Origin of the sequence: Fibrobacter sp. UWT2 (assembly GCF_900142545.1) — a bacterium.
Lineage (GTDB): Bacteria > Fibrobacterota > Fibrobacteria > Fibrobacterales > Fibrobacteraceae > Fibrobacter.
This window is the reverse complement of sequence record NZ_FRBF01000003.1, coordinates 44905-59721: the sequence shown is the minus strand read 5'-3', so window position 1 is coordinate 59721 and position 14817 is coordinate 44905. Positions and strand designations below refer to the sequence as shown.

9 protein-coding genes are annotated in these 14817 nt (G+C 52.9%); 2 read left to right on the top strand and 7 right to left on the bottom strand.

Features of this window, described 5'->3' with window-relative positions; translation table 11 throughout:
• Nucleotides 1-2 precede the first annotated feature (2 nt).
• From BUA40_RS02620 to BUA40_RS02610, 3 genes are read right to left on the bottom strand one after another with little or no spacing between them, the layout of a single operon-like run.
• On the bottom strand, nt 3-686 hold the full coding sequence (locus BUA40_RS02620) for a MotA/TolQ/ExbB proton channel family protein (RefSeq protein WP_072798013.1): 684 nt from the start codon (nt 684-686) through the stop codon (nt 3-5).
• A gap of 6 nt (nt 687-692) precedes the next feature.
• Nucleotides 693-2327 (bottom strand): MotA/TolQ/ExbB proton channel family protein, encoded by a 1635-nt coding sequence (locus BUA40_RS02615; protein WP_083585235.1) that lies wholly within the window; start codon nt 2325-2327, stop codon nt 693-695.
• Complete coding sequence (locus BUA40_RS02610) at nt 2324-3160, bottom strand: DUF3450 family protein (protein WP_072798008.1); 837 nt, start codon at nt 3158-3160, stop codon at nt 2324-2326. Before BUA40_RS02610 ends, BUA40_RS02615 begins: the two co-directional genes overlap by 4 nt.
• Nucleotides 3161-3275: 115 nt before the next feature.
• On the opposite strand from BUA40_RS02610, the gene BUA40_RS02605 reads away from it, so the two are divergent.
• Entirely contained in the window at nt 3276-4409 is a 1134-nt protein-coding gene (locus BUA40_RS02605) for a S66 peptidase family protein (protein WP_072798005.1), read from the top strand.
• 15 nt (nt 4410-4424) lie between these two features.
• Nucleotides 4425-5609 (top strand): glycoside hydrolase family 3 protein, encoded by a 1185-nt coding sequence (locus BUA40_RS02600; protein WP_072798003.1) that lies wholly within the window; start codon nt 4425-4427, stop codon nt 5607-5609.
• 85 nt (nt 5610-5694) lie between these two features.
• Here the strand turns inward: BUA40_RS02600 and BUA40_RS02595 are convergent, their stop codons facing one another.
• From BUA40_RS02595 to BUA40_RS02580, 4 genes are all read right to left on the bottom strand, one after another.
• Entirely contained in the window at nt 5695-7323 is a 1629-nt protein-coding gene (locus BUA40_RS02595) for a hypothetical protein (protein ID WP_143149669.1), read from the bottom strand.
• A 31-nt stretch (nt 7324-7354) separates the two neighbouring features.
• Nucleotides 7355-9868 carry a TonB-dependent receptor plug domain-containing protein gene (locus tag BUA40_RS02590; RefSeq protein ID WP_255369168.1) on the bottom strand — a complete coding sequence of 838 codons (2514 nt, stop codon included), beginning with the start codon at nt 9866-9868 and terminating at the stop codon, nt 7355-7357.
• Nucleotides 9869-9997: 129 nt separating this feature from the next.
• Nucleotides 9998-11872, bottom strand: coding sequence for a hybrid sensor histidine kinase/response regulator (locus tag BUA40_RS02585; RefSeq protein WP_072797997.1), 1875 nt, complete (start codon nt 11870-11872; stop codon nt 9998-10000).
• A 19-nt stretch (nt 11873-11891) separates the two neighbouring features.
• Nucleotides 11892-14816, bottom strand: coding sequence for an ATP-binding response regulator (locus BUA40_RS02580; RefSeq protein ID WP_072797995.1), 2925 nt, complete (start codon nt 14814-14816; stop codon nt 11892-11894).
• Nucleotide 14817: the final 1 nt, after the last annotated feature.

The window sequence follows — 14817 nt, the reverse complement described above, 5'->3', positions numbered from 1 at the left end:
AACTAGCCTTCAGCCTTTTCCACAAAATAGTTTTCAATCACAGTCGCGCCGAGTTCCATCTTCTGGCGCAAAATTTCAACACGTTCATCCAGGCGCTGTTTCAAAAGCGTGAGCGGGAATGCCACGAGCAAGCCACTCTGCGTCGAGATCAACGCTTCGGAAATGCCATCGGCCATGAGCACCGGGTTCTGGTTTCCGTAAAGCGTAATCACTTCAAAGGTCGAGACCATGCCCGTCACGGTTCCAAGCAAACCCAGGAGCGGTGCGGCCGAGGCCATCACAGACACAATGTGGTTCCCTTGTTCCATGTAGCGTACCGTCTTGGCGAGACGCACTTGCATGTAGTCGCGGAATCCTTCAGGGTTTTCCTTCGCCACATCAATCGCATAGCTCAGCTCGCAACCCAAAAGTCCGCCACGCTTGCGAAGCCTGCGCAACGCCTTTTCGACGCTCGGGGGTTCAGCATTCTTTTCGTATTCTTCGTTACCGCCGTTCAAGTCAAGACGCATACGCTTGATGACTCTGTGAATGTCAGCGCGGAAGAAATCACTCCCGATGCGGAACCAGCTCGAAAACAGGAAGTAGAATCCGATAACGCCTGCCAAGAGGATCGGGAGCATGACCACGCCGCCCGCCTGGTAAGTGTTCTGCAGAGACTCCAGGAATATGTAATGGGTGTTAGACATGCCCGCTTACGCTTCCTTCCCGAAAATTCTGTTCAATAGCGAGGTACTCTGCACATACATTTCGCTCGTGACCTTTTCAATTTTTTCGCTCAAGAGGCCGTGCAAAATCATCACCGGAATGGCAATCACAAGGCCCGTTTCCGTCGTCACCAGGGCTTCGGAAATACCGCCTGCCAAAACGCGTGCGTCGTTCGTGCCGACTTCGGTAATCACGGTAAAGAGCGTAATGATACCGGTCACCGTACCGAGCAAGCCAAGCAGCGGAGCGATCGTTCCCATGGCAGCCAAGAGGCCCATGCGGCGTTCCAATTTCGGCTGTTCACGGAGCATCGCTTCTTGCAGAGAGCGCTCGGCGTCTTCGCGCTTATCGCGGGCACGATTCAGCACCGCAAACAGGACCAGCGAAAGGCTCGTTTCCTTTTTCAGGCAAAGATTCGCAGCGTCTTCGTAACGGGATTCCTTGACAAGCGCATTCAACTTTTTCAAGAAGCGGCGGCCCAAATGTCCGCGGAAAGTCAATACCAGGAAGCGTTCCAAGCAAAGGAGCAACGCAAAGATCGCCACCAGCATGAGCGGGTACATCACGATACCGCCCTTCTTGAAGAATTCCTTGAACTGTTCGGTCATCGTGAGTTCCTTGGTGTCGGTAATCGCATTCTTGATTGCCTTATTCTGGAGCACATCCAGCGGAATCACGACCGTCGGCGAAGCACTTTCGCCAGCAGAACCTGCCTGTACCACAGCCTGCTTAACGTTACCAGCCATTTCAGGCGGGAGCGCAGCATTCCATTCAAACACCTTACCCTGCAAGGCGCCAGAGCGGAGCAATGCCTGCACATCGCCATTGTCCTGCGCGACTTCGCCGAGGAACACGGTACCCAAGCGCAAACGGTTCACGTTCACATCGGGGCGACTGCCCACCTGCGAAGTTTCGCGACCGTAGAACTGCGTATAAGTCAATTCATGGCGGATCAGCAAATCGTCCATGTAGCTCTGCACCGCACCAATCGTATTCGGCGTTGCCTTTTCGGCTTCGTTAGAAGCTTGCTTCAGGCGAATCAAGCGACCATTCATGCCCACCGGGTAATCGCCCATGGCATCGCCAAGCGTCTTGTCGATCGAAAGTTTCACCTGCGTATTCAATGCATCGTAAGCAGATTCTTCGGACTGAGCCTTTTCTTCGGCTTCTTCGGTCAGGCTCTTGCTTGCCGCCACTTCTTCGCTCACGCGGCCAAGATCTGTCGAAAGTTTGGAATAGCGGGCATCCAGTTCGCGCGATGCTGCCTGGTGTTCTTCGGTCAGTTGGGATTCGGCATAACGCTTGCGCCAGTGTTCGGCTTCAAGCTTTTCAAGCGAATCGGCCTTCTGCAGGCGAATGCGGGTCAAAGCCTCTACTTCGCGCTGCAAGTTGCGAACTTCTTCAGTCTGCAGGGAATCCTTGATTCGTGCCTGGTCTTCGGCAGTCGCCTTGCTTTCGCCCGAGCCCGACCACGGCCACGCAAAAGCAGAAGTCGCCGAGAGGAAAAGGATCGTTGCAAACAAAAATGCTCTAGATCCTTCGACTGCGCCCTGACGGGCTTCGCTCAGGATGACACGTTCAAACACTCTCTCGTCTCTCGTCTTTTGTCTCTCGTCTATCATTTCTCACCCCCCACCACAGAAAGACTTACGGGCAGCTTCACGACCTGAGGTGGCTTTTTCGCCTGCTTCACGTCAAGTGCGAGCTTTACCGCAGCGCGTTCTTCCAAATTCAAGTCTTCGTTCCATTCGTAGACAATCTTGCCATCCACCATCTTGCGCACGAGCGTTCCGAAAACGGTGCCGTTGTCGTCGCTGTAAACCATCCACTGGTTACCAATACGCAAAATCGCCGCGTTAATGAGTTCGCCGTCTTTACGGGTCAGCGGGCTGTTAATGATTGCCACTTCGTCACCGAACTTGGTTTCTTCGGCAACAAGCGATTTCAGGCGAGAAAAAGCTTCTTCTTCGCTGGCATTACCGCTTTCGATATCGCGGGTGAGCGATTTGACACGGTCCAGTCTGCTTTCGCGTTCCCACGGGAGCGTCTGCGCGACTTGTGCTTCTAAACGTTTGCTGATGCCTGCGAGTTCTTCGCGCAGAGCCTTGCGCTTGGATGCCACATTGTCGCTCTTGTTCTTGGCGCGGGCCTGTTTGTTGCGTTCCGTCTGGAGTTCAGCAGCCACGTTCTTGATTTTGGCATTCAAGGTATCGATTTCGCTACGGCGGCGTTCCGTGTCGGCCTTGTAGCGGGCCTGCAACGTCTTGTAGCGGGAATCGTCCGCCTTGAGCATCGAATCGGTCGAGGCAATCTGGCGGTTCAATTTCTGTATTTCGGAATTCAGCTTATCTTTTTCCAGCTTCAAATCGCGAATTTCGGCATCGCGATCGGCAAATGCCACCCCCGAAAGGAGCATCACGACAAGCGTTAACGGTAATAATTTCAGTCGTTTCATAACTTTCCGCAATAGGGTTTCTTCAAAATTACATAATTAAAACACCCCACCTCGCGAAAAGTGTTACCGCAAAAGCAAATTTTTTTATTTTCCCCCACTAGAATTGGAGAAAATCATGGATATTAAAAAATTTGGCACATTCAGTGCTATCGCAGCCCTATGTATCCTTTCAGCCTGCAGCGACGACGGCTCCACTAGCGCCATCGATTGGCCCGGAGAATCAACGCCCCTTGCCGAATGCACAATGCCCGCATTCCTGAAAAAGGGCGACAAGGTTGCCTTAATTTCGCCTTCGTACACCACCCCCGATTCCAACATCCAAAAGACAGCCGATGTCATTAAAGAATGGGGATTCACGCCCGTTATCGGCAAGAACGTGGACAAACTTGAAGCTGGCAAATACGCCGGCACCGCCGAAGAACGCGCCAAAGACTTTATTACCGCCCTCAAGGACACAAGCATCAAGGCAATCCTTGCCAACCGCGGCGGCTACGGCACCATTCAACTGGTCGACCTCATTGACCCGAAACTTGTGAAAAAGAATCCCAAGTGGCTTATTGGCTATAGCGACATCACCACACTGCACGCCATGCAGACCAAGGCAGGCGTCATGAGCATTCACGGCACCATGAGCTCCAGCATTGCCAAAACCGCAGGCAAAGACGACAACAGCACACTCCTGCGAGACTTGCTCAAAGGCGAAGTGCCGACTTACAAGGTTCCCAAGCACAAGTACAACCAGAAGGGTAAAGCCGAAGGCATTCTCGTAGGCGGCAACATGACCACCTTCGTGCCACTCATTGGCGCAAGCGACATCGACGTTTTCCAGAACGACGGAATCATCTTGTTCATGGAAGAAATCGGCGAAAACCTTCGCAACATCGACCGCATGTTCCATTCCATCGAACTGCACGGCGTCATGGAAAACGTGCGCGGCGTGATTCTCGGCGAGTTCGTGGATTCCGGCACCGATCTTGATTACGAAAGTACCGAGGCCATGCTTTCGAGCTACCTCAAGAAATACGACATTCCTGTGATGTGCGGATTCCCTGCCGGTCACGATGACGTGAACTTGCCGCTCGTGATGGGCGCAAAAGTCAAGATGGACGTGAACGACAACGGCGCCACACTCGCCTTTGACATTAGCGGCGAAAAGAAGGAAGTCGATACAGACAAACTCACAAACAAGACTACCCTTTCGAAGGCGATTCGCTTGATGCTTTCGGGTAAGGTCTTCAATATTGAATAATTTAACGAGGTGTTTATGGATTTCAAGAAAAACGTCATTGCGAGCATCGCGCGACATTCCATTTTTGCATTATCGTTAACCCTGACACTAGTCGCTTGTGGTGACGATTCTTCATCATCGGCCCCTGACGATTCAGGCAAAGAGGGTGCATCGATTGACGTAAGCAAGATGTCCATCCGCGAGAAGGTGGGCCAGATGTTCTTTGTGCGCCCCGAAGCACTTGACACCAGCATCCACTGGAACGAATACGCCGAACTTCCGGATTTCAAGCTGCAGAAAGTGAACGAAACCATGCTCGCCATCAACAAGGACTACCCCATCGGCGGTATGATTCTTTACGCCCACAACATTGTAGACGAATCGCAATTGGAAGCATTTATCGCCGAAATCAGGAAACTGAACGGTTCTCCGTTCCTCGCCATTGACGAAGAAGGCGGCCGCGTCGCCCGCATCGCAAACAACGAAAACTTTGACGTTCCCAAGTACGAAAGCATGGCCGCCATCGCCGAAAGCGGCGACCCGAACGAAGCCTACAAGGCGGCATTCACCATCGGAAGCTACATCAAGGAATACGGCTTCGACATCGACTACGCCCCGGTCGCCGACGTGAACACGAACCCGGAAAACATCGTCATCGGCCCGCGCGCCTTCTCGGATGATCCCGAGACCGCCGCCGATTTCGTGGTAAGCTACCTGAACGGTCTCGATTCCGCAGGCATTATCGGCACGCTCAAGCACTTCCCCGGCCACGGCGACGTAAAAACCGACACGCATTCCGGCTACGCCGAAACCAACAAAACCTGGGATGAAATGCTCAAGTGCGAAATGATTCCGTTCAAGGCAGGCATCAAGGCAGGCGCCCAGATGATCATGACCGCTCACATCGCGGCCCCGAAAGTCACCGGCAACGAACTGCCCGCAACGCTTTCACCGGTCATTCTGCAAGACAAGCTCCGCGGCGAACTCGGCTTCAATGGAGTCATCGTGACCGACGCCATGGACATGGGCGCCATCACCACGCAATTCGGCAACGCTGAAGCCGCAATCAAGTCAATTCAGGCAGGTGTTGACGTGGTACTTTGCTCACGCGAATTCACGCAGGTATTCGATGCCGTCGTCAAGGCCGTCGAAAACGGCGACATAAAAGAATCCCGCATTGACGAAAGCGTCAAGCGAATCCTTGCGTTAAAGAATAAGTAACTCTTCAGCATTCAAAAACTTGCATACAGAAAGCGCCCCGGCGGTTAAGCCGGGGCGCTTGTCTTATAAAATTATCGCCATAATGTTACTGGCATTTCATGTGACCATCTTTCTGCTTTTCGCACCAGTTGTCGCAAGTAACGGGGTGGTAATAGTCGCAGATTCTCTGAACTTCGCGCTTGATAATGCTCGACTTCTGTTCGGTTAGGTAGTAGCGGCTCACCAAGGCGCTCCAGCACTGTTCCTCGTTGGGCCAGTCGCGGTCAGCGCACCAGGTCCACAGATAATCCTTGCAGTAGTTGGCTTCCGGGCTCACAATGCACGACTGGTACAAGCCGTAACAATCGGCAATCTTGTTGTTCTCGAAGTTGCTTGCCACGCAATAGCGTTTGAGGCCATCGGCGTAAGCCATAAATTTCGCACCCTCGCTAATCGTGTCGGGCAAGAACAGCGACCACTTAGTAGTATCGAGCATCATGGCTGCCTTCACGTTAGAGGCAAAGCAAGATTCAAGATGCCTGCTAGACACGGTATCGCGGTAACGTTCATACGCCCAGCTATTGAGTTCTGCCAAATCTTCGTACCAGTATTGTTCGGCATAGATTCCCGCGCAGAAGACATCTTGATAAAGCCTGCAGCCCTTGGAATCCCAGCTGTCCGAAAGATCGCCCTCGGTATTGTAGCAGTTGTGGTGAGCAATGTGCTTCATATTCACGCCCTCGCCATTGACATGCAACAGCACCCTTGACTTCGCCATTCCACTAAATACGCCCATTCCATTTTCAATGTTGGATTCGGGCACAATACGCGAGTCGTTCACCGATTCCTTTACCTTGTCGATATAGTCAATGTAGGCTGCATCGGTCGAATAGAAATCTACCGAAACATCACCAAGCGGCAACATCATATTCATCAGGTAAAGCGTATCCAGTGCATAATAATCGGCCACCCTGCGGTTCGATGTGAAGCCAAGATTCTGGGACTGTTCCAACGGATCATGAAGCGAAATTCCACGATAGCCTTCGTCGTCTTCGCTAGTAAAGCCCTTGAACATATGATTAATCGTGGTATTCTGCGACTCGGCATTCGTCATGTCATAGTTCATGACCGATATGACACCCTTGACGGTCCTGTCGTAATCCATGGCGCACTTCACGAATTCCATGTCCATGGGGAATTCCAAGAAGTCTATCTCGAACCTGGGCATCGATTCATTGTAGGGAATCCACTTGTAGCTGCCATCTTGCTGGGGAGCATTCAGCCCCTTGACGCTTACCGGGTTCGGAATGGTCGCCTCTGCCGTGTAACGGGATTTTGCCTTGTGGCCCGAGCTGTCCCATTCAAAGTAGGCTTCCAGCTTGTAAGTCTCGCCCACTTTACCAAGATAACCATAGCCGCTAAAGCAATTCGGCTTGCCGCTATAAGGCCGATAAGGGCGCAAGACAAGAGTCGTATCGACATCCTCTTTGCCGTCAGCAAAAGAACCCGACACCGTCACGTAGGCGCTATCGTAAAAGGCAAAGCTTTCTGCAGCCGTTTCGTCGAGTTCGTAAACCTTCGAAAAGCAGACATAAGGCGATTCGCCACTGATAACGTAGCCGTAGGTGTAGATACCCGTGTACACGTCACGCTTTTCGGGGTAGTAATCCCACGGGCCGTGAAAATCGCTACAAGCCGCGAGGAATAAAGCTACGAGAAGAAAAAGTCCCCGCACTACGCTCAGGATGACACCATTATTATTTTGTCTAGAAATAGTACTCATAATTCAGCATAATCGGTAAAAAGGGGAACTGAGTAATTTCGGTCTTTTCTGGCGGGTTCTTGCTCGTATCGTAGAAAGTATAGAACATGTTCTTATGGTCAGTCAAGTTGATGATCGTCCAACTGAAGCTCCACTTGTTTTCGCGGCCAATGTCGATGGCCTTTACGTCAACGCGGAAGTAATCTGATTGACGGGCGGCATTGCGGCTACCCGGCAACACGATTGTTTCATCGGTATACTGCTGGTGGCCCAAATCCTGCGACACATAGTAGCCTTTGTATTCGCTGATGGGCATACCCGCGGAATACTTCATGATAACAGAAGAACGCACGTACATGTCCTTTTGCGTCGGGTGAACCGACAAGGCGTCTTCTTTACCGCGCCAGTTAATGCCCAAGTCCATCTTGAGGGCGTAAGGCTGATGCCAGCTCGGGAAATAAGGCTTGGTGCCGTCATCCGTCTTCATGACACTAATGCTCTGGCTCCAGTTAATGCCGCCAAACCACCAGCCTTTATCTTTGCGCAGCGACAGTTCGTAACCGAAGGAATAGCCTTCCGCCGTACCGAATCCGTCAGCCACCACAAAGTCATCCGAAGTGGTTTCGTCGTTACTGTCGAGCACGGCCACGAACGTGTTCAAGTTGCTTTGCGTCTTGTAGTAAACACCCACAGTCGCATCGTAATCGTCAAAGATACCGCGCTGGCTATATTCCGCTGCGAACAGCCAAGAAGAAGCCGGCTTGATATGCTTGCCCTTGGTAGTTGTCGTGGCCGGGTAATAGAATTCGTTCAGCGTTTCCTGGTCGGTATAGACGATCGAATTCAGGTACTGCAGGTAATAGCCGCCGTAGAATTCCACCGTCTTGTCGTCGTCGATATTCACGGTCAAGGAGGTGCGCGGTTCTACGCCAAAGTGTTCCGCTGCCGTCTGGTAGTTAAAGCGGAGGCCGTATTGCAGCAAGTAATCAGGTGCAAACTTCCAGGCGTCTTGCAGGTAAGCCACATGATGGAACGGTTTCTGAATGTCGACCACACTGATGGTAGACATCTGTTCGCGGTAACGTTCGTAGTCGTATTCCAGTTCGTAGCCCAGCGTAAACGTATGATTCGGAACGCCGCGATAGTTGACCCACTGCTTGCCCGCAAAGGTGTACAGGAACATTTCAATCGACATGAGGTCGCTGATACTCATGGTCTGATAGAATTCACTGAAGGCGAGAGTCGCGTTGTAGTCCCAATCGCCATTGATGCGGTGGTAAATGCCGAGCGGAATGGCGATGTTGCCCCAGTCCATATAGAGCGGGTCAAAGCTCAGGCGGTCTTTACCGACGTAGAAGCTCAGCTTCATGCGGGTATCGTCGCTAAAGTTGTACATGAAGGTACCCTGCAGGTCTGTAAATTCATAGTCCAGCGCAAGATCGATGATGTCCAAAGCATTCATCAAATCGAGCATGTAGCCGATGTAAGTCGTACGACCCGCGAGCACCCAGCGAGCGGGACCCTTATGGCCTTCGGTGTGGAGTTGCGCGGCAAACGTACTGATTTTGATACTTGACTTGCTGAACCATTCGTCTACGGTATCCTGGCCACCGGCGCGGCCATCCATCTTAAGCACGGAACTTAAGCGGTTGCCGTACTGTGCGGGGAATCCGCTCTTGTAGAATTGCACATCGTCGATACCTTCGACAAGGAACGTACTGAAAAGTCCGAAGAAATGCACCGGCGAATAAACGACGGCGTTGTCGAACAGGAACAGGTTCTGGTCGGCGGCGCCACCGCGCACATAAATCTTGGAGCTGAAATCGGAGCTGGCGACAACGCCCGGAAGCGCCTGGATGCTCTTGATCACATCGGCTTCGGCGAGGCTCGGCATACGCTTGATAGACTTTGCCGACACCACCGATTCACCGGGCTTACGCTTGGGGCGGCGGCGGAGTTGCACCACGACTTTCTTAAGTTCGGTTACCTTGGCGTTATCGCCACCGGCAAGGAGCGCATCGACATCAACGTCTTGCTTTGCGGAATCTTGCGCCACCGTGTCAGGGCGTTGCGGGGTGTCAACCACGCTAGAAGGGGTAGTGGATGCCGTGTCAGCGGCAGCAGCGAGGGGAAGACTTTCCCCTTCCTCTGTAGAATCTCTCTCGTCTTTCGTCTCTCGTCTCTCGTCTTGAACAAAAGCTTCGCCAAGCGCTTGCGAGAAACTGCGTTCTGCGCCAATGTACTTGAGTTCGTAGCATTTTTCTTTTTCGGCGCCCGCGGTGTCGGAATTGGTGACGCACACGTTCCAGAGGGTGTCTTCGGGGAGCACGATGCTAAAGGGCGTGCCAACAGTCGTCTGCAACGCTTCGCCCGATTCCAGGATTTCGACATTGAGCTTTTCGCCTGCGGCAAAGGAGGAATCTTGCACGATTCCGTTAAAAGTGATTCCCTGGGGTGCAAGCGAATCGGGCACAGGTTCTTGTGCCACGGCGGCTACACTCAACATAGCCAGCAACAAAACGAAAATTTCAATATAACGTTTCAAAATAACTCGCGTTCTCACAAAAATAGCAAATAGGAGGCCCTATTTGCCATTGTAACACCCGAGGGAACGAAATGTGTTACCTTCACCAAAAAAAAATATGGATTACAGCAATTCCTCGAGCGTCTCGAAGAGTACGTCGGGTTCCACGGGTTTGCTCAGATGGGCGTTCAGGCCCGCCTGCAGGCTGTTCTGCACGTCTTCATCGAAGGCGTTCGCGGTGAGCGCGATAATGGGAATGCGCTTCGCGTCTTCGCGGTCCATGGAACGGATGACGCGGGTCGCCTCGAGACCGTCCATTTCGGGCATGCGCACGTCCATAAGGATTGCGGAATAGTAGCCCGGTTCATGCGACTTGAACATCTCTACGGCAATGCGCCCGTTTTCCGCGCGTTCCGCCTTCATCTCGCGCATCGAAAGCACCATCGCCATAATTTCCGCATTTACAGGGAGATCTTCGGCGAGCAGCACCTTTCTTCCGGAAAGTGTCGCGCGCGGTTTTTCGCGCTGTCCGCCCGACGAGCAAAGTCCACCTCCATTGTGCGGAGACTTCTGCAGCGTGACGGTAACGGTGAACTTGGAACCGACGCCCTTCTCGCTTTCCACATCGATGCGCCCATCCATCAGTTCCACGATGCTCTTGGTAATAGAAAGCCCTAGGCCCGTACTGCCGTGCTTGCTGGTGTAGGATTCGTCTTCCAGCGCAAAAGCTTCGAACATGCGCGGCATAAAATCCTTGCCGATACCGATTCCCGAATCTTCTACGGTAAAGCGCAGGGGGCATTTTTCCCCGTCGACCGCGAGCGCTTCCACCACAAGCGAAACGGAGCCGCCTTCGGGAGTGAACTTGACGGCATTCCCGAGAATGTTTATCAGCACCTGTCTGAGTTTCATCTCGTCGCCGATATAGCAGTTGGACACCCCGCCCTTCACATCGCAACTGTAACGGATTTTCTTGTCGTGGCACTGCGCCGTCACGATAGCGTTCACCTGCTCGAGTTCTTGCACGAACGAGAATTCCGCATTCTTGAGCGACATGCTGCCCGATTCGATGCGGCTGATATCCAGGATGTCGTTGATAACGCCCAGCAGGTGATGCGCCGACGTCCCGATTTTCTGCAAGTGCTCCCTCGTGGCCTCTGAGATACCCGCATCGCCCAAGGCGATACTATTTAGTCCGATGATGGCATTCATGGGCGTGCGGATTTCGTGGCTCATGTTGGAAAGAAACACCGTCTTCGCCTTGCTTGCCTTTTCGGCGGCAGCTAGTGCTTCCTTGAGCGCCTCGCGGCTCCGCTCCAGTTCGCGGCGGTATTCCTCTGTTTCATCCTCGAGCACAAAACTATGCAAGAGGGTTATGCCGATCATGCAGCCCATCGCATAGAAGGGCCACAGGGGGAAGAACACCTGGAAGGCTATCATCACCACCATGGCAAGGCCAAAGAGCCCGATAGTCAAGTGCCGCTGGCGGATATCGCCCTGCGTCTTCGCGGTCATGTAAAAAGTATAGATTGATGTAGAAAGGAACATCGCAATTTGTACCAAAAGTGCCGCATGCCGCATGAATGCGGTGTGGTAAACGCCTTGGTCATCGAACCAGAAAAACACCGGATAGAAGAAATTGATGACGATAAAGATAAGGAATACACCGAAGATGGCTTGTCCCGTGCGCAAGAGCCACTTTTCGAAAAAATTCTTGCGGTTGAGATAAGACACCACGTAGCGCGCCCACAGCACGACCGTCGCTATCATGGCCACGAAATAGACGGTAGTATCGATAAACTGGAGGCTAGTCAGGCGCTGTTCGTCCAGCAAGCCCCACAGCATGTCGGTGATGTAGTACACAAGCACGCCAAGCAAGAATCGGCGGTAATACAGGCGGGTACGCGAATACTCCGACTCGCGCTGCTTCCGCAACACGTCGCGGTTGCCAATAAGCAAAAGGATTGTCGCCAGGATGCCAATAATTGAATAAGTCATAATTTCTTCCCGTGTTCTGCTACCGTACCCACTGCACAAGTGTTTCCGTGAGCATGCCGACATCGATGGGCTTTGCCAGGTGAGCGTTCATGCCGGCATCTTTCGACTTTTTGAGGTCATCGCCAAAGGCGTTCGCGGTCATGGCGATAATGGGAACGCCGGCCTTTTTCTTGTCGGGCATGGCACGAATCTGGCGACTCGCTTCGCAACCGTCCATCACAGGCATCTGGATATCCATGACAATCCCGTTGTAGTAGCCGGCAGGGTTCTTCTCCACCATTTCGACCGCCTGCTTGCCGTTTACCGCCATCTCGACCTTGAACCCGAGACTTTCGAGAATGATTTTGGCCAGTTCGCGATTCACTTCCATGTCTTCCACCAGCAATAGGCGCATGTTCGTGAAATCCGCCTTGGCCGCAAAAGAAATATTGCGCCCGTCGCTTTCGGGAACATCCGTGCCTGCGGCCGTCTTCAGCACCACATTCACGAAGAATTCCGTCCCCTTGCCGACTGTCGATTCAAACTTGATTGTCCCGCCCATCAACGACACCACGTTCTTTGCAATCGCAAGCCCGAGGCCCGTTCCCTGCACGCCGCTGATGGTCGAAACACGCTCACGCTCGAAGGCATCGAACACGCGGTCTGCAAACTCGGGCGAAATGCCGACGCCGTCATCCTTCACGCGGATTTCGAATGCAGCCTTGCCCTCTTCAACACATTCCTTTTCGACGAGGCTCACTGACACGTGCCCGCCTTCCGAAGTAAACTTGAAGGAATTGCTGACCAGGTTCAGAATCACGCGGTTCATGCGGTTCCTGTCGCAGAGCACCACTGGGTTCCTGAGGCCGTCGTATTTCACGGCAAAGGCGATGTTCTTGCCCACCATCTGCGCCTCGAACATGTCACGGATTTCGTCCATCATTTTCCGCAGGTCGGTGGGTCGCTCTTCCAGTTCCATCTTCCCGATTTCGATGCGGCTCATTTCGAGCATGTCGTTGATGAGGGCCATCAAGTACATGTTAGAGGAATCAATCTTGGCCAAGTATTTCTGGATTTGTTCGGGGCTTGCCTCCGGTTTACGCGCCAGGTTGGTGTAGCCGATAATGGCATTCATGGGCGTGCGCAGGTCATGGCTCATGTTCGAAAGGAATATGGTCTTTGCCTTGTTGGATTCCTCGGCAATATGCTTTTCGTGGTCCAATTTCTGTTCGCGTTGCTGCTGCGTGCGGTAAATGTTCACCACGATGAAAATGCACAGGACGATGAAGAGAGTTTCTACCAGGTTGTTCTTCAGCTGGGAATCGCGGACAAGGTTCATCTGCTCTTCCATGAAGTCCTTTTCCTGAATCATCTGGCCTTCGGTCATGGGGACATGCATCTTCTGGTGCAATCCCGTATGGAACTCGGTAATGTGCGCAATGACATCTTCGGTTTCGTCGTTGGTGACTTGACGTTCCCACATGACGGCCGAGAACAGCAATATGAACAGCATAGTCACCCACATAATGGCCGACTTGCCAAATCGATTCTCCTGGTCATGCATGAATACTGCCCTGTAGACAATGAACCCGACAATGCTCCACGCCATCAGAATCATGAAGGATTCCGTGGCAATGGTATTCATGTTCCAGAGCGTCGGCGTAAGCGGGAAGAAGAAAAAGAACGTAGAGATGACGATACCCAGCGTTCCGGTAAAGTTCATTACCGTCTTGCGCTTGCCGGTTTCGCCGCGCGCCATCTTGACAATACCCGCAGACACATATAGGTAGATGATGGAGGCACTGATAGAGGTGATGTCTACAATCCAACCGATAGCGGTTCTCCCGAAGAACGGAATAATGCAGGAAAGGAGCATCACGTAGATAATGCTGTGGTTAGTGGCGCCGTGGCGGTTGGTATGTCCGAACCAGGCCGGCATCACGGAATCGTTGGCAAGGCTCATGAACATGCGCCCGAGCGAACGGTAAAGCCCAAGAAGGCTCGTAGAAATGGCCGCCATGACGGTGATGGCGAGCAGCACAATGCCGCCGTTACCGAGGGTCTTGAAAACGGCGTGGAATACCGGGACAGATTCAATGCCCTTGAGGTTCTTCAGGTTGGTAAAATAAGCTTCCCAGTCGCCAAAATTCGCGGGGGTCACCGAGACCGAAAGCAGCGCGGTGAGGGAATAGACGATGGCACCGGCAACAAGGGCGGCCATCATAATCGCAAAACTGTATTTCGGCTTGAACCGGTAAGTCGAAGAGGCAAAGCTCACCACGCCAAAGCCTACAAACGCCCAGGGGGCAAGCACCAGCACATTCACAATCTGCATCAAGGGAGCATGCCCCTTCGCGGTACCCGCCGTCGCAAACGCCGGACTCATGTGCGAAAAGTCTATTCCGCCCTTGCTGGCGACAATTGCAAACAGGCCCACTACACCGCCAAAGAACAGGAGCGCAAGCACCGTGTTCACCCAGCGCAGCACATTCGTATTCATGCAACTGATAAATCCGAACAGGAGTATAATCGCAAGCGTGGTAAACAGTTCCCCTGCCCAAACCTCGCAACCCATGATGCTGTAACAGAATCCCCTTTGCAGTACGGGGCCGAACAAGAAACGGATAAACAGCACGAAGGCCGACATGTTGGCCCACAGTACCGCCAAGTACGCAAGCGCCGTGGCCCAGGTGCAAAGGAAGGAATGGTCGTAACCGAAAAGCTGCTTGGTAAAGGAGAACACGCTTCCCGTGCCGGGAATACGGTTCATCATGATATGAAAATTGTAGGCAATAACGCCCATCAGCGCGGCGCCAAGCACGAGGGCGATAACCGTCCCTAGGGGGCCTGCAATCGGTAGGAGCGTGGTGGCGGGCATTACGAAGGCGCCCCAGCCTAGCGCACACCCGAAGGAGAGCGCCCATGCGCACAAGACACAAGATTTTTGACCTTTTTCAAACAACATA

Bases quoted from the DNA above. Each gene is read 5' to 3' on its own strand.
- BUA40_RS02620 (WP_072798013.1), bottom strand. From the start codon at position 686: ATGTCTAACACCCATTACATATTCCTGGAGTCTCTGCAGAACACTTAC.
- BUA40_RS02615 (WP_083585235.1), bottom strand. From the start codon at position 2,327: ATGATAGACGAGAGACAAAAGACGAGAGACGAGAGAGTGTTTGAACGT.
- BUA40_RS02610 (WP_072798008.1), bottom strand. From the start codon at position 3,160: ATGAAACGACTGAAATTATTACCGTTAACGCTTGTCGTGATGCTCCTT.
- BUA40_RS02605 (WP_072798005.1), top strand. From the start codon at position 3,276: ATGGATATTAAAAAATTTGGCACATTCAGTGCTATCGCAGCCCTATGT.
- BUA40_RS02600 (WP_072798003.1), top strand. From the start codon at position 4,425: ATGGATTTCAAGAAAAACGTCATTGCGAGCATCGCGCGACATTCCATT.
- BUA40_RS02585 (WP_072797997.1), bottom strand. From the start codon at position 11,872: ATGACTTATTCAATTATTGGCATCCTGGCGACAATCCTTTTGCTTATT.
- BUA40_RS02580 (WP_072797995.1), bottom strand. From the start codon at position 14,816: ATGTTGTTTGAAAAAGGTCAAAAATCTTGTGTCTTGTGCGCATGGGCG.